This window comes from Paracoccus sp. (in: a-proteobacteria), from assembly GCF_030538655.1.
Lineage (GTDB): Bacteria > Pseudomonadota > Alphaproteobacteria > Rhodobacterales > Rhodobacteraceae > Paracoccus.
The window spans coordinates 109944-124943 of the sequence record NZ_JAUNTO010000009.1 but is presented as its reverse complement, the minus strand read 5'-3'; the positions used below and the strand labels follow the sequence as shown (position 1 = coordinate 124943).

General features: G+C 65.2%; 16 protein-coding genes and 1 pseudogene. 11 read left to right on the top strand and 6 right to left on the bottom strand.

Annotated elements, in window-relative coordinates:
* From Q4G22_RS08310 to Q4G22_RS08285, 6 genes and pseudogenes are all read left to right on the top strand, one after another.
* Nucleotides 1–654: alpha/beta hydrolase (locus Q4G22_RS08310; RefSeq protein WP_303385435.1), on the top strand; the 654-nt coding region annotated here is incomplete at its 5' end.
* A gap of 3 nt (nt 655–657) precedes the next feature.
* Nucleotides 658–1560, top strand: coding sequence for a Dyp-type peroxidase (locus Q4G22_RS08305; protein ID WP_303385434.1), 903 nt, complete (start codon nt 658–660; stop codon nt 1558–1560).
* Entirely contained in the window at nt 1560–3017 is a 1458-nt protein-coding gene (locus Q4G22_RS08300) for a benzaldehyde dehydrogenase (RefSeq protein WP_303385433.1), read from the top strand. The genes Q4G22_RS08305 and Q4G22_RS08300 overlap by 1 nt, the downstream gene beginning before the upstream one ends.
* Before the next feature lie 9 nt (nt 3018–3026).
* A complete protein-coding gene (locus tag Q4G22_RS08295) occupies nt 3027–4148 on the top strand; it encodes an NAD(P)-dependent alcohol dehydrogenase (protein WP_303385432.1) in 1122 nt (373 codons plus the stop codon).
* 55 nt (nt 4149–4203) lie between these two features.
* On the top strand, nt 4204–5571 hold the full coding sequence (locus Q4G22_RS08290; protein WP_303385431.1) for a PLP-dependent aminotransferase family protein: 1368 nt from the start codon (nt 4204–4206) through the stop codon (nt 5569–5571).
* 368 nt (nt 5572–5939) lie between these two features.
* A pseudogene (locus Q4G22_RS08285) lies at nt 5940–6308 on the top strand (transposase); the annotation flags it as partial.
* 35 nt (nt 6309–6343) lie between these two features.
* On the opposite strand, the gene Q4G22_RS08280 reads toward Q4G22_RS08285, so the two are convergent.
* On the bottom strand, nt 6344–7339 hold the full coding sequence (locus Q4G22_RS08280; protein WP_303385430.1) for an NAD(P)H-quinone oxidoreductase: 996 nt from the start codon (nt 7337–7339) through the stop codon (nt 6344–6346).
* Nucleotides 7336–7998 (bottom strand): COQ9 family protein, encoded by a 663-nt coding sequence (locus Q4G22_RS08275; protein ID WP_303385429.1) that lies wholly within the window; start codon nt 7996–7998, stop codon nt 7336–7338. Before Q4G22_RS08275 ends, Q4G22_RS08280 begins: the two co-directional genes overlap by 4 nt.
* Nucleotides 7999–8095: 97 nt before the next feature.
* On the opposite strand from Q4G22_RS08275, the gene rpsU reads away from it, so the two are divergent.
* The gene (rpsU, locus tag Q4G22_RS08270) at nt 8096–8302 is read left to right on the top strand and encodes a 30S ribosomal protein S21 (RefSeq protein WP_022705914.1); all 207 of its coding nucleotides are present in this window, start codon (nt 8096–8098) and stop codon (nt 8300–8302) included.
* 102 nt (nt 8303–8404) lie between these two features.
* Here rpsU and Q4G22_RS08265 read toward each other — a convergent pair whose 3' ends face one another.
* Complete coding sequence (locus Q4G22_RS08265) at nt 8405–8863, bottom strand: Lrp/AsnC family transcriptional regulator (RefSeq protein ID WP_303385428.1); 459 nt, start codon at nt 8861–8863, stop codon at nt 8405–8407.
* A gap of 109 nt (nt 8864–8972) precedes the next feature.
* On the opposite strand from Q4G22_RS08265, the gene ald reads away from it, so the two are divergent.
* Entirely contained in the window at nt 8973–10091 is a 1119-nt protein-coding gene (gene ald / locus Q4G22_RS08260; protein ID WP_303385427.1) for an alanine dehydrogenase, read from the top strand.
* Nucleotides 10092–10215: 124 nt separating this feature from the next.
* On the opposite strand, the gene mscL is transcribed toward ald, so the two are convergent.
* Nucleotides 10216–10653, bottom strand: a complete 438-nt coding sequence (mscL, locus tag Q4G22_RS08255) for a large conductance mechanosensitive channel protein MscL (protein WP_303385426.1) — start codon at nt 10651–10653, stop codon at nt 10216–10218.
* 101 nt (nt 10654–10754) lie between these two features.
* Here mscL and Q4G22_RS08250 point away from each other — a divergent pair, with 101 nt between their 5' ends.
* Nucleotides 10755–11462, top strand: a complete 708-nt coding sequence (locus Q4G22_RS08250; protein ID WP_303385439.1) for a glutathione S-transferase N-terminal domain-containing protein — start codon at nt 10755–10757, stop codon at nt 11460–11462.
* A gap of 60 nt (nt 11463–11522) precedes the next feature.
* On the opposite strand, the gene Q4G22_RS08245 is transcribed toward Q4G22_RS08250, so the two are convergent.
* Complete coding sequence (locus Q4G22_RS08245) at nt 11523–12161, bottom strand: DsbA family protein (RefSeq protein ID WP_303385425.1); 639 nt, start codon at nt 12159–12161, stop codon at nt 11523–11525.
* Between the two features lie 11 nt (nt 12162–12172).
* Nucleotides 12173–12697, bottom strand: coding sequence for a DUF721 domain-containing protein (locus tag Q4G22_RS08240; RefSeq protein WP_303385424.1), 525 nt, complete (start codon nt 12695–12697; stop codon nt 12173–12175).
* Nucleotides 12698–12792: 95 nt separating this feature from the next.
* Between Q4G22_RS08240 and mutY the strand changes: the two genes are divergently transcribed.
* Entirely contained in the window at nt 12793–13821 is a 1029-nt protein-coding gene (gene mutY, locus Q4G22_RS08235; protein ID WP_303385423.1) for an A/G-specific adenine glycosylase, read from the top strand.
* Between the two features lie 9 nt (nt 13822–13830).
* On the top strand, nt 13831–14949 hold the full coding sequence (locus Q4G22_RS08230; protein ID WP_303385422.1) for an alkane 1-monooxygenase: 1119 nt from the start codon (nt 13831–13833) through the stop codon (nt 14947–14949).
* Nucleotides 14950–15000: the final 51 nt, after the last annotated feature.

The following is a 15000-nucleotide window of genomic DNA, read 5'->3' as shown; positions in this document are numbered from 1 at the left end:
GGCTTCTGGGGCGGGGCCGCCCATTGGGCCGGGGTCATCACCGCCCTGCGCGCCAAGGGCTATACCGACCTGCATGCGGTCGAAAACCCGCTGACCTCGCTGGCCGACGATGCCGAACGCACGCGCAAGATGGTGGCGCAGATCGACCGCCCGGTGGTGCTGGTCGGGCATTCCTATGGCGGCAAGGTCATCACCGAGATGGGCGACATGCCCAATGTCAAGGCACTGGTCTATGTGGCCGCCTTCGCGCCGGATACGGGTGAAAGCGCGGGGTCGATCAGCGCGGCGAACCCGCCTGCGGCTTTTGAAAACATCCAGCCCGACAGCGACGGCTTCCTGTGGGTTGCCCCGGAAAAATTCCGCGAGAGTTTCGCGCAGGATATGTCGGACGAGGCGACCTTCGTCATGGCGATCACGCAAAAAGCCCCGGTCGCCAGCACCTTCGGCGATAATGTCACCGCGCCCGCATGGAAGAAAAAGCCGTGCTATTATCAGGTCTCGCTGGCGGATCGCATGATCAACCCGGCCAATCAGCAGATGATGGCCGACCGCATGAACCCGGTGAAAAAGATCGAACTGGACGCCAGCCACGCCTCGCTGGCCTCGCGCCCCGACGAGATCACCGCGCTGATCATCGAAGCGGCAGGGGCATAAGCCATGACCGACACCATCGCCCCCGCCATCCTGTCCCCGATCACCAGCGCGGGGCGTTACCTGACATTCGCGATTGATGACGTCACGCAGGTGGCGACCGCGCTGCGGGAACTGGCTCGCCAGACGGATGGCGAGGCGATGGTGATCGGTATCGGTCAGTCGCTGGCTTTGGCTCTTGGACGCGAGATCAAGGGGTTGGCGGCATATCCGCCGACCTCATTCGCCGGGGTGGATGCGCCCGCGACCCCCGCCGCGCTATGGTGCTGGCTGCGGGGCGAGGATATGGGCGAGATCCTGCTGCGCGCCCGCGCGGTGCAGACCGCCCTGCGCCCGGCATTTACGCTGGAAAGCTCGGTCGATGCGTTCCGCTATGATGCGGTGGATCGCGATCTGTCGGGCTATGAGGACGGCACCGAAAACCCCGAGGGGGACGAGGCCGTCACCGCCGCCACCGTGACCGGGCAAGGGCCGGGGCGCGACGGGTCCAGCTTTGTGGTCGTTCAGCAGTGGCTGCATGATTTCGACCGACTGGCGGCCATCGGCCCTGACCGGATGGATGATGTGATCGGCCGCCATCGCGCCGACAATTCGGAAATGGACGACGCGCCCGACACATCCCATGTCAGCCGAACCGATCAGGAAAGCTTCGATCCGCCCGCGCATCTGGTTCGCCGTTCCATGCCATGGTCGGACGGGCTGCGTGCCGGGCTGATGTTCGTGGGCTTTGGCCGCGATTTCCGGGCCTTCATGGTGCAATGGCAGCGTATGACCGGGGTCGAGGACGGACAGACCGATGCGCTGTTCCGCTTTACCCGCCCGATCAGCGGCGCGTTTTTCTGGGTGCCGCCGATGCGCGGCGGACAGGCCGATCTGTCGGCGCTGAATATTCAGCTTGGGGGAAACTGATGACCGATTTGATTGCACAAGAACATCTGCAAGCCGTGGGTTTTGACGGCGGCTGGCGCGCGCTGGCCTCTGCCGCCCCGGCGATTGAGCCAGCGACGGGGGCGGAACTGGCCTCGGTCGCGATGGCCAGCCCCGCCGATATTGCCGCCGCTGCCGCCACGGCACGGGCCGCGCAGGCGGGTTGGGCCGCGACGCATTACGACCGCCGCGCCGCGATTCTGCACGAGGCCGCCCGTCTGGCCGAGATTCACCGCGCCGAGATCGCCCGTTGGCTGGTGCGCGAATCCGGCTCGGTTCAGGCCAAGGCGGATTTCGAGGTCGGCATCACCATCAAGGCGCTTATCGAGGCCGCCGCCATGCCTTCGCAGGCGGCGGGGCAGGTGCTGCCCGCCGAACCGGGGCGATTGAACCTTGCGCGGCGCCGCCCCATCGGGGTGGTGGGGGTGATTTCGCCCTTTAACTTTCCGCTGTATCTGGCGATGCGGGCGGTTGCGCCCGCGCTGGCGGTGGGCAATACCGTGCTGCTGAAACCCGATCCGCGCACGGCGATCTGCGGCGGCACTGTCATCGCGCGGCTGTTTGAACTGGCGGGCCTGCCTGCGGGTGCGCTGGTGATGATGGCGGGTGATGGCGCGGCAGGTGCCGCCATGTGCGAGGACGCCAATATCGGCATGATCCAGTTCACCGGCTCGACCGCTGCCGGGCGGCGCGTGGGGGAAACGGCGGGGCGGCATCTGAAGAAGGTCTCGCTGGAGTTGGGCGGCAAGAACGCCTTTATCGTGCTGGACGACGCCGACCTTGATCTGGCGGTAAAGAATGCCGTCTGGAGCGCCTATCTGCATCAGGGCCAGATCTGCATGGCGGCGGGCCGGATTCTGGTGCAGGCCAACATCGCGGATGAATTCTCGCGCCGTCTGGCCGACCATGCGCGCGCCATGCCGGTGGGTGATCCGGCCTCAGGTCAGGTCGCTTTGGGGCCGATGATCAACCGCCATCAGGCCGATCTGGCGGGCGGAGTCGTCGATGCGGCGCTCAAGGCCGGGGCCACGCTTGCGGCAGGTGGTCAGGCCGAGGGGCTGTTCTTTCCGCCCACGGTGCTGACGGGCGTGACGCCCGAAAACCCGGCCTTTCATGAAGAAATCTTTGCCCCCGTCGCAGTCGTGACCACGTTTGAGACCGATCAGGATGCCGTCGATCTGGCCAATCAGGGCGATTACGGGCTGTCGGCGGCGATCATGTCGCGTTCGGTCGGCCGTGCCATGGCGATGGGCGATCAGCTGCGCGTGGGCCTGCTGCATATCAACGATTCCACCGTCAATGATGAGGTCATCAACCCCTTTGGCGGCGTTGGCGCATCGGGCAACGGCACCAGCATCGGCGGCCCCGCCAATTGGGAGGAGTTCACGCAATGGCAATGGGTGACGGTCAAGGCCGAAGCCCCCGCCTATCCGCTGTAGGGGGAGACCATGACAGCATTTCGCGACATCACCGCCGCCGTCACCCGTTCGCAAGGCGCGCCCTTCACGATTGAACCGGCCCGCATCCGCGAACCGCGCGGGACCGAAGTTCTGGTCCGCGTCATCGCCACGGGCCTGTGCCACACCGATCTGATCGTGCGCGATCAATATTACCCCGTGCCGCTGCCCGCCGTTCTGGGCCATGAAGGCGCGGGCGTGATCGAGGCCGTGGGGCCGGGCGTCAAGACCCTTGCCCCCGGCGATCATGTCGTGCTGACCTATGGCGCCTGCGGGCATTGCCGCCCCTGCGTGGGCGGGCATGGGGCCTATTGCGACCATTTCTTCGGGCTGAACTTTGGCGGCAGCGATCTGGACGGCGGCAATGCCATTCAGGCGGCGGACGGCACACCGCTGCACGATCATTTCTTTTCGCAATCGTCCTTTGCGACCTATGCGCTGGCGCAGGAAATCAACGCGATCAAGGTGCCTGCCGATGCGCCGTTGGATCTGCTTGGCCCCTTGGGATGCGGCATCCAGACCGGCGCGGGGGCGGTGCTGAATTCCTTGCGCCTCCGCCCCGGCAGCAGCTTTGCCAGCTTTGGCGCGGGCGCGGTGGGGCTAAGCGCGGTGATGGCGGCGCGGGTCGCCGGGGCCACCACGATCATCGCGGTGGACATCGTGCCCGCACGGCTGGAACTGGCGATGGAACTGGGGGCCACGCATGTGATCAACAGCCGCGAGGCCGACCCGGTGCAGGCAATCCTTGAGATCACCGGCGGCGGCGCGGATTACGCGCTGGAATCCACCGGCCGCGCCGAAGTGCTGGCCCAGGGGATCGAGGCGCTTGGCAGCCTTGGCACCATGGGCGTCGTCGGCGCGCCGAAACTGGGCACGACATCCGATTTCGACGTGAACAACCTGATCCTGCGCGGGCGTTCCATTCGCGGCATCGTCGAAGGCGACAGCGTGCCGCAAGTGTTCATCCCGCAACTGATCGAGCTGCACCGGCAGGGGCGTTTCCCCTTTGACCGGCTGGTGCGCTTTTATCCGCTGGACCAGATCAATCAGGCGGCCAGGGACAGCGAGGCGGGCGTCACCCTGAAACCCGTCCTGCGCATCGGCACGCTTTGACAGGGCCGCGCGGGTCGGGTTATCCGGCCCCGCGCCGACATAAAGGAAAGTGACCATGTGGCAGCCACGGCTGGTTGAAACCGCGCGCCTGAAATATCTGGGCATCGTCGATGCGCTGGAGGCCGACATCCGCCGCCGCCTGATCGCGCCGGGGGATCGTCTGCCCACGCAGCGCCGCGTGGCCGAGGCTTTGGGCGTCGATCTGACCACCGTCACCCGCGCCTTTAACGAGGCGCATCGGCGCGGGCTGATTACGGCGCAGATCGGACGCGGCACCTTTGTGCGCGACCCCGATGCGCCGGTGGCCCCCGGCCCGTCGCCGATTGATTTCAGCATGAATATTCCGCCGCAACCGGCTGACGTGGATTTCCGCAAGCTGATCGCGCAGGGCATGACGCAGGCCCTGTCAGGGCCGCAGGGGCTGACATTGCTGCATTACCAGCCAAGCGCCGGCACCACCGAGGATCGCGCCGCCGGATGCCGCTGGCTTGCGCCGCGCCTGCCCGGCCTGACGCCCGACCGGGTTCTGGTGGCGGCGGGCGCGCAAGGGGCGCTGTTCGCGATCTCGGCCCTGCTGATGCGCCGGGGCGATGTGATGGCGGCAGGCGCAATGACCTATCCGGGGCTGAAATCGGTCGTGGCTCAGCAAGGGCTGGTGCTGGCCCCGGTTCATATGGACGAGGCCGGGCTGATCCCGGCATCCTTTGAACATATCTGCCAGACCGCCGCGCCGCGCGCGCTGTTCGTGACGCCCGCGATCGACAATCCGACCACCGCGACCCTGCCGCCCGATCGCCGCGACGCCATCGCCGGGATCGCGCGGAAATACGGCGTCGCGCTGATCGAGGATGACCCCTATTCGCCCCTTCTGCCCGATCCCCCCCTCGCGCTGGCGGCCATAGCCCCGGACATCACCTGGCATATCGCCACGCTGTCGAAATGCGCCACGCCCGCGCTACGCATCGCCTATGTCGCCGCCCCGGATACCCAAGCCGCGCTGCATCTGGCCGAGGTGCTGCGCGCCACCCTGCTGATGCCGCCCCCCCTGATGGCGGGGCTGGCCAGCCGCTGGATCAGTGATGGCACGCTGGCGCGGATCACGCGCGCGATCCGCGCCGAAAACATCGCCCGCCAGCAGATCGCCGCCCGCATCCTGCGCGGCACCGACATGGCCGCCGATCCGCATGGCTCGCATCTGTGGCTGCATCTGCCCGCGCATTGGCAGGCGCGCGACTTCGCCGATCACGCCGACCGCGCCGGAGTATCCATCCTGCCCGCAAGCGCCTTCGCCACCGCCCCCGCGCCCGAACAGGCGGTGCGCATCTCGCTTGGCGTCGTCCCCGACCGCGACGAATTGCAAGACGGCCTCGAACAACTCGCAGGCCTTGTAAAGCACCCTGCCGTCATGCGGGCGGTGGTTTAGGTTCTGTTCCGCAACGGGCGGCGGCGATCTGAGTGATCTGCGTCTTGGAACGGGTGTGGTTGCAGGGGACGACAAAGCCGGTTGCCAGCTTTGGCAGAGGTCTGTTCCTGTTTGCGCAGGATTTATAATGCATGCGCGCCCCACAACCCGCCGCGGACCCTGAAGCCTGCGCGGGGGGGCATTTTGAGTTTATGATGGCTGCGGCGAGGCAAATCATGCTCTTAAAGATGCGGTCGGCTTTGCTGGCGCGCATGCCGATACGATTTAACCTCTGATCTTGCGGAATAAACTCTCGACGAGATGTCGCGAGACATAAACGTCGACATCAATGCGGGGCTTTTGCGCCCGCCCAAGTGCTGTGAGATGACATCTGTGACAGCCAAGGCAGACCGCTCGACCTGTTCGTTACCGCCGGACAGGTCAGCGACGACATCGGTGCGCGGGCACTCCTGTCCAGCCTGCTGAAGGTAAACCGGCTGTTCGGGGGCCGGGGTTATGACGCTGACTGGCTCCGGGAAGCGTTGCAAGACAAAGGGATACGTGCCTGCATTCCCGGTCGGAAACAGCACAAGAAGACCATGGAATACGACAAGCGCCGCTACAAGCGGGGCAACCGCATCAAGATCATGTTCGGACGGCTCAAGGATTGGAGGCGTGTAGCGATCCGCTACGACCGCTGCCCGAAGGTCTTTCTCTCCGCCATCGCGCTCGCAACAACCGTTATCTATTGGCTGTGAGTTCTGGGCCTAGCACAAGGCATGCTTCGCCAGGCTCAACCGCTCGCGACGCGCAGAACGATCTTGCCAATGTGATCGCCGCTCTCCATCCGGCGGTGCGCCTGTTCGGCATCGGACAGGGGGAATTCGCTGTCGATCAGCACCCGCACGGCACCGGATTCCACGCGTGGCCACAGATGGTTGCGCAGGTCTGCGGCGATAGCGGCTTTGGCCAGATCGGATTGCGGGCGCAGCGTCGCGCCGGTCACGGTCAGGCGGCGCAGCATGATCTGGGCAAAGTTCAGATCGGCCTTTGGCCCGTCCAGAAAGGCGATGAAGACCAGCCGCCCGTCATCAGCCAGCGCCTTGATATTGCGCGGTATATAGCTGCCACCGACCATATCGAGGATCAGATCCGCCCCGCCCTGTTCGGTCAGCACGGCGACAAAATCCTGATCGCGGTAATTGATCGCGATGGCCCCCAGTTCGGCGCAGGCCGCACATTTTTCGGGCGACCCGGCGGTGGCGAAGACCCGCGCGCCAAGGCTGCGGGCGACCTGAATCGCCATGGTGCCGATGCCCGATGATCCGCCATGGACAAGGAACCTCTCGCCCGCCTTCAACCCGCCGCGCATGACCACGGTGGACCAAACGGTGAAGGCGGTTTCGGGCAGGCAGGCCGCCTGTTGCAACGACATGCCGTCGGGAATCGGCAGCGCATGATCCTGATGGCAGACCGCATATTCGGCATAACCGCCGCCGGGCAGCAGCGCCGTCACCCGGTCCCCCTTGCGCCAGCGGGTCACGCCCGCGCCAAGGCCGACAACCTCGCCCGACGCCTCCAGCCCCGGCAGGTCGGATGCGCCGGGCGGGGCGCGATAGGCGCCCTGCCGTTGCAGCACATCGGGGCGGTTCACCCCGGCATAAGCGATGCGGATCAGGATCTGGTCATTGGCCGGCACCGGAACCGGGCGGCGGACGGGGCACAAAACCTCGGGGCCGCCGGGTTCGGCGATTTCGATGGCATTCATGGCGTCGGGGATCATGCTCATGCCTCGCCCCCTTGTGCGCGGCCCGGCAGGTCGGCGGCACCCTGAGGGGCGCGGACCCAGCCCGTCGCCAGATCGGCCAGCATTGCGACGCCGGGCACCTTGCGCGCCGCCGCCTTGACCTTTTCGAACCGCATCACCCCGTCGATCCGCCGGTCGATAAAGTCGCGGGTGTCGCGCCCGCTCTCGCTGTCATCGCCCAGCCAATACAGAGCCGCAGCACCATGAACACTGGCCAGAATCGCGCGTTTCGAATACCAGTTCACATCGTCCGAGGTGTCGCCAAGCCCGGTCCAGATCGTATCCGCCGTTTCCCACATCAGTCGCGCTGCCAGCGGCGCATTCTGCGGCAGCGCCAGCGTGGCCGAGGCAGCCCGCACCAGTTCACGGTCGGCCAGCTCCAGCCGGTGCCAGACAGCCGCCGCCACCTTGTCGCGGAACCGGCCCTGCGGCGGGGTGTCAGTCAGCCAGCGCGCCAGCGCCGCATCGCCACGCCGATGCAGGCTGGCCGCCAGCCCGGCCCCGCCCATCGGCACCAGCACCCGCGCCAGGTTCGGCGCGATCCCCAGATCGCGCGCCCCGGCGGTCAGAGCGCGGTCGTTCATCCCTTCGAACGGGACGTGGATCAGGGCGGCGTCGATCAGGGCATCGGTCTGGGTCATGGCTTTCCTCGGTCACTGGACAGGCGGGCGCGTTGCTGATAGAAGAACGGTTCCTGCAATCTTTGCAACTCTAACCTAGGAAGGTGGTGACAACCACATGCAGGTCAACGTTCGTGATAATAACGTCGAACAGGCGCTCCGCGCACTGAAGAAAAAGCTTCAGCGTGAAGGCGTGTTCCGCGAGATGAAGCTTCGGCAGCATTTCGAGAAACCGTCGGTCAAGAAAGCCCGTGAAAAGGCCGAGGCCGTCCGCCGTGCCCGCAAGCTGGCCCGTAAAAAGGCCCAGCGCGAAGGCGCGCTGTAAGACAACGAACCTTGTAAGGTTTGAAACCCCCGCGCCCCGGCTGCGGGGGTTTTCCTTTGCCCAGCTGCGCCCAAAGATGCGCATTTGGGTAAACAGCACGCGTTAAACCGGCAGCGCCGTCGTTTGCTGCACCGTCCGCAGCGCAAAGGAGGAATGCATCTGCGCCACCCCTGGCAGGCGGGTCAGGTGCTGGCGGTGGATACGGGCGAAATCATCGGTGTCTTGCGCGACGATTTTCAGCAGATAATCCGCTGTCCCCGCCATCAGGTGACATTCCAACACATCGGGGATGGTGCGGACGGCGCGCTCGAACGCCTCTAACAGATCATCGGCCTGCCCCGACAGGGTGATTTCCACGAAAACCAGCGTCGGACGGCCCAGCTTGCGTTCATCCAGCAGGGCGACATAGCCGCGGATCAGACCGGATTGTTCCAGCCGCTCCACCCGGCGATGACAGGCACTGGCCGACAGGTTCACGCGGGCGGCCAGATCGGCATTGGTGATCCGTCCCTCGCGCTGAAGCAGGGTCAGAATGCGGCGGTCTGTTGCATCAAGGTCCATGGCAGCCCGGAATTGGTCGGGACATGCGCCCGGCGCAACGATCTTGCATCTGAGCCGCGCTCCTCGCAACATACAATGTCACAAGCAGCAAGGCCAAGCAGAGGACAGCATGAAGATTGGATGCCCCAAGGAAATCAAGCCGCAGGAATTCCGCGTTGGCCTGACCCCCGCCGCCGCGGCCGAGGCTGTGGCCCACGGCCATCAGGTGCTGATCGAAACGGGCGCGGGTCTGGGGGCGGGCTTTGACGATACTGCCTATCGCACAGTGGGCGCGCAGATCGCCCCCGATGCAGCGGCGGTGTTTAATGGGGCCGATCTGATCGTCAAGGTCAAGGAACCACAACCCGCCGAACGCGCCATGCTGCGGCGCGGACAAGTGCTGTTTACCTATCTGCACCTTGCGCCCGATCCCGATCAAACCCGCGATCTGCTGGAATCAGGCGTCACCGCCATTGCCTATGAAACCGTGACCGACGCGCGCGGCGGCCTGCCCTTGCTGGCGCCCATGTCCGAGGTGGCGGGGCGGCTGGCGCCTCAGGTGGGTGCCTGGGCGCTGCAAAAGGCCAATGGCGGGCGCGGGGTTTTGCTGGGCGGTGTGCCGGGGGTGCGGCCCGCGCGGGTGGTTATCATCGGCGGCGGAGTCGTTGGCACGGCAGCGGCACGGGTAGCCGTGGGCATGGGCGCGAATGTCACCGTGCTGGATCGGTCAGTGCCGCGCCTGTCCTATCTGGACGATGTGTTCATGGGCAAGCTGACCACTCAATATTCATCCGTCGCCGCAGTGGCCGACCTGCTGCCGACCGCCGATATGGTCATCGGCGCGGTGCTGATCCCCGGCGCGGCGGCACCGAAACTGATCAGCCGGGCGCAGCTTGGCCTGATGCAGCCGGGCGCGGTGCTGGTGGATGTGGCGATAGATCAGGGCGGCTGCTTTGAAACCTCGCGCCCGACCACACATCAAGATCCGATCTACGAGGTGGACGGCATCATCCATTACTGCGTTGCCAATATGCCCGGTGCGGTGGCGCGCACCTCGACTTTGGCATTGGGGAATATGACGCTGCCCTTTGTGCTGGCTCTGGCGGATAAGGGCTGGCAGCGGGCGCTGCGCGATGACCCGCATCTGCGCGCCGGACTGTCCACATATGACGGGCGGCTGACCTCGCCCCCGGTGGGCGTGGCGCTTGGGATCGCGGCGGTGAGGCCGGACGACATTCTGGCCGGGTGATCCGCGCCGCTTTCTTTGCGTATTTGGGCAAACAGAAAACAGCCCGCGCCGCTTGGGGCGATCCGCATGAAAAAGGGCGCACCCGCAGCGGGGTGCGCCCTTTCCATAAAAGCCAGTCCGAAAATCAGACGCGGGTGCCGCGGTCGGCCAGCAGGTCGCGGATCTGGGCCAGCAGTTCTTCCTGCGTCGGGCCTTCCGGGGCGCCGGGAACCTCTTGTTCCTTTTTCATCGCCGAATCCTTGATGCGGTTCACGGCCTTAACCAGCAGGAACACCACAAAGGCGATGATGAGGAAGTTGATGACGGCAGTGATGAACGAGCCATAGGCAAACACCGCCGCGCCCGCATCCTGCGCCGCTTTCAGCGAGGCATAGTCGGTCGAGGTCAGGTTGATGAACAGGTTCGAGAAATCAATCCCGCCGGTAATCAGGCCGATGACCGGGTTGATGAGGTCGCTGACCAGCGAGGTCACGATGGCGGTGAAGGCCGCACCGATGATGATACCAACGGCCATGTCCATGACATTGCCCTTGGCGATGAAGTCCTTAAATTCCTGAATCATGAGTTTGGTCCTGCATTCCTGTTACGCGCTAACGTTGCGGGCGCGCCAATACCATAAAGGTTAAATTCCGCCAACATAAGAAAGTGAACCGCATGTCTGATATGACAACGCTTGAATCCTTCCCGATCACGCGCCGCTGGCCGCCACGGCGGCCTGATGTGATCCAGCTTTATTCGCTGCCGACGCCGAACGGGGTCAAGGCGTCGATCATGCTGGAAGAACTGGGCGCCCCTTACGACGTTCACCGCATCAGCATCGGCGACCCCGCCGACCAGATGACGCCCGAGTTTCTCAGCCTGAATCCGAACAACAAAATACCAGCAATTCTTGATCCCGACGGGCCGGACGGGATGCCGATGGGGCTGTGGGAATCGGGGGCGATCCTGATCTATCTGGCGGATAAATATCAGCGCTTTCTGCCGACCACCGGGGCGGCGCGGTATCAGGTGCTGCAATGGCTGATGTTCCAGATGGGCGGGGTCGGGCCGATGTTCGGGCAGCTTGGCTTTTTCCACCGCTACAAGGGCCGCGAGATCCAGGACCCCCGCCCGCGTGAGCGGTATTACGCCGAAAGCCGCCGGATTCTGGGCGTAATCGACGGGCAACTGGCAGAACGCGACTGGATCGCGGGGGATTATTCCATCGCGGACATCGCCATCGGCCCCTGGGTGCGCAATCTGCGCACGGGCTATGACGCGGCAGAACAGGTGGGGCTGGACGATTTCGCCCATGTCGCCCGCTGGCAGGAACGGTTCCTTGCCCGTCCCGCCGTGCAGCGTGGGCTGGTGATTCCGGCGGCCCCCACCTGAACCACGGCTGTTCAACGGTCAGGGCGGGGTTGGTCGCGCCCTGACCGAAACATCACATGATCAATTCGCCGCCCCGGCCTCGGCCAGCTTGGCGTCGATAATGCCTTTCAGGCTGTCCCAGGACTGATTCGGCACCTGCTCGCCCGCGATCATAAAGGTCGGCGTGGCATTGATACCGTCAGCGGTGGCATTGGTCTGAAAGGTGGCCACAAGCTGTTCGACCTTGGCGGTATCATCCCAGCAGGCGTTCATCTGATCCTCGGTCATACCGGCTTTCAGGCCGATCTTGCGCAGGTTCGCGGCAATATCGTCGCCCGACTGGCTGGACAGCCAGGTTCTTTGTTCTTCGAACAGCATGTCGGACACGGCATAATATTTGTCATCGCCGCCGCAGCGCGCCAGAATCCCGGCCCACAGGCCCACGGCGTCGAAATAGACATCGCGCTGTGCAAAGCGCACCTTGCCGGTATCGATATATTCCGCCTTCAGCCTGGGAAAGTTGTCGTTGTGGAACGCCGCGCAATGACCGCAGGTAAAGCTGGCATATTCATAGATCGTCACCGGCGCATCCTCGGCCCCCAGATAGATGTCGGGCAGGGTCGCGGGGGCAGCCTGTTCGGTCGCCGGGGCGGTCTCTTGGGCAAGGGCAGGACCGGCAAAGACCAGCGCAAGCGCGGTCAGGGTGGAACGAATCAGCATGAAATGTCCTTTCAGGATTTGCGCGACAATCTGTCAGCGTGATTAAGGGTCAGGCGTGCCATTGCCGCAGCAAGGGCCGGGTCTGAAAACTGTTGCGCCACGATTTCGGCGCGGGCCAGCGTGGCTGCATCGGGCCCGCGCGGCTGGGGCGGCGCATGGGCAAAGGGGGCGGCCCCCTCGGCAAAGCCCTGCGCCGCCGTCTGGGTTATACTGATGCGCTGCACCGCGTTATAACCATAGCAGGCGTTGACGCGGGCGCGCAGTTCCTCGGCCCGCATCTGCACCAGCGGCGCAACCGGACCAGAGGTCAGCAAGACCAGAGTCGCCCCGAACCCGCCCTTGCCATGGGTGATCCGCACAGGCCGGGCCAGCGTGGCAAGGTCATCGCCCGCAATTTCGGCCCATTGGGTCAGCAGGCGCGACACGGCAAAGCCGCGCCCCTCAACCGCACGCTGCACCTGCCGCGACAACAGGCTGGCCGCAACCTCGAACCCGCGCTTGCGGCGGGGCGGGGGGACGCTGGTGCTGTCTTTCATGCGGGGCATGGGTGCCTTAAGGGTTAAGCAATGTCTTTTCATTAAAAGCGCAAACGTCAGGATGAAAGTGCAAGCAGGCGCAATATGGCTGAATTATGCGTGACGCAGCGGTGATCGCACCAACCTTGCTGGCGTGGTATGATCGTCATGCCCGCATATTGCCATGGCGCGTGCCACCGGGCGGTGGGCAGGCCGACCCGTATCGCGTCTGGCTGTCCGAGGTGATGTTGCAGCAAACCACCGTGGCGGCGGTAAAGGGTTATTTCCTGCGCTTTACAACGCTTTGGCCGACCGTTCACGATCTGGCGGCGGCCCCGGATGCGGCGGTGATGGCCGAATGGGCCGGGCTTGGCTATTACGCCCGCGCCCGCAATTTGATCGCCTGCGCGCGGGCGGTTTCAGCGGCGGGCGGCACATTTCCGGGCACCGCCGATGGGCTGCGCGCCCTGCCCGGCATCGGTCCCTATACCGCCGCCGCCATCGCGGCGATTGCCTTTGGACAACCGGAAACGGTGGTCGATGGCAATGTCGAACGCGTGGTGGCGCGGCTGTTCGCGGTGGAAACGCCCCTGCCCGCCGCCAAGGCGGAACTGCGCGATCTGGCCGCCACACTGACCCCGGCACGGCGCCCCGGCGATTACGCGCAGGCGATGATGGATCTGGGCGCGACGATCTGCACTCCGCGCAACCCGGCCTGCGGGATCTGCCCGCTGATCGACCATTGCGCCGCACGGGCAGCAGGCATCGCCGCCGATCTGCCCCGCCGCGCACCGAAAGCCGCGAAACCACAGCGCACTGGCACCGTCTGGGTTGGTCTGACGCGCGACGCGGTGCTGATCGAAACCCGCCCCGAACGGGGCCTGCTGGGCGGCGTGCTGGCCTTCCCCTCGACCGGGTGGGACGGGTCAGACCTGCCGCCGCCTGCCGTCGCGGGTTGGCGTAAGATTGGCGTGGTGCGACATGTGTTCACGCATTTCACACTGGACCTGACCGTGATGCGTGGCACCCTGACCGGCCCGGCTGAGCGTGGCGCGCTGATCCCCTTGCGTGATTTCGACGCAGCCGCCCTGCCCGGCCTGATGCGCAAGGTCTGGGCGTTGGCACAACCGGATGCAAAGGGTTAGGCTGCTCGGATGAAAACCCCCTCTGCCCTGCCATTCTGCATGTCGCTGCTGCTGATGCCCTTGGCCGCGCTGGCCATGTGGCGCGGCGGCTGGTGGTGGGTCGGACTGCCGGTCTATAGCTGGTATCTGGTCACAGGGCTGGACATGCTGTTGGGCCAGAACCGCGACAACCCCGACCCAGAAACGCCCGACACCGCGTTGTTCTGGCACCGCGCCATCACCGTGATCTGGGTGCCGCTGCAAATCGCGGTGATCTTTGCCGCCATCGCCGTTGCCACCAGCGGACGCCTGAGCGGGTGGGAGCTGACCGGCCTGTTCTTTGGCATCGGCGTTCTGTCGGGCACCATCGGCATGGTCTATGCGCATGAGTTACTGCACCAGAAACCCGCGTGGGAACGCGCGTTGGGCGATCTGCTGCTGGCCTCGACGCTTTACAGCCATTTCCGCACCGAACATCTGCTGGTCCACCATTCATGGGTCGGCACCCCGCGCGATGCGGTCAGCGCCCGCTATAACGAGGGGTTCCACCGCTTTTTCTGGCGCGTGCTGACAACCGGCCCGCGCAGCGCGTGGCGGGCCGAGGCCGCGCGGCAGATTCGCGCCGGGCGCAGCCCGTGGGATCGGCGCAACCCGTTCTGGCGCTATGCCGCGTTGCAAGGGGCGATGCTTGCGACGGCGGCGCTGATCGGCGGCTGGCTGGGGATGGCATTGTTCATCTGGCAAGCCCTCGTCGCGATCTGGCAGCTTGAATTAACCAACTATGTCGAACACTACGGCCTGACCCGCCGCCATCTGGGCGAAGGCCGTTACGAACCCGTGCGCCCGCATCATTCGTGGAACGCGGATCATCGCGCCTCGAACTGGCTGCTGATTAACCTGCAACGCCATTCCGATCATCATTTCCGCCCCGACCGCCGCTATCCGCTGTTGCAGACCTACACGCCCGATCAGGCCCCCGCCCTGCCCATGGGCTATCCGGCGATGACCTTTCTGGCGATGATCCCGCCCCTGTGGCGGCGACGGATGAACCCGCGCGTGCGGACATGGCGGCGGCAGTTCTATCCTGATATCACGGATTGGACGCCGTATAACCGAGGCACCCTGCCGTTGCCGAAGGCGGCACTATAGGGGGCGGTTGCCATGACGAGCGGCAGCAAATCAGCTGACTTTCGCGGACGG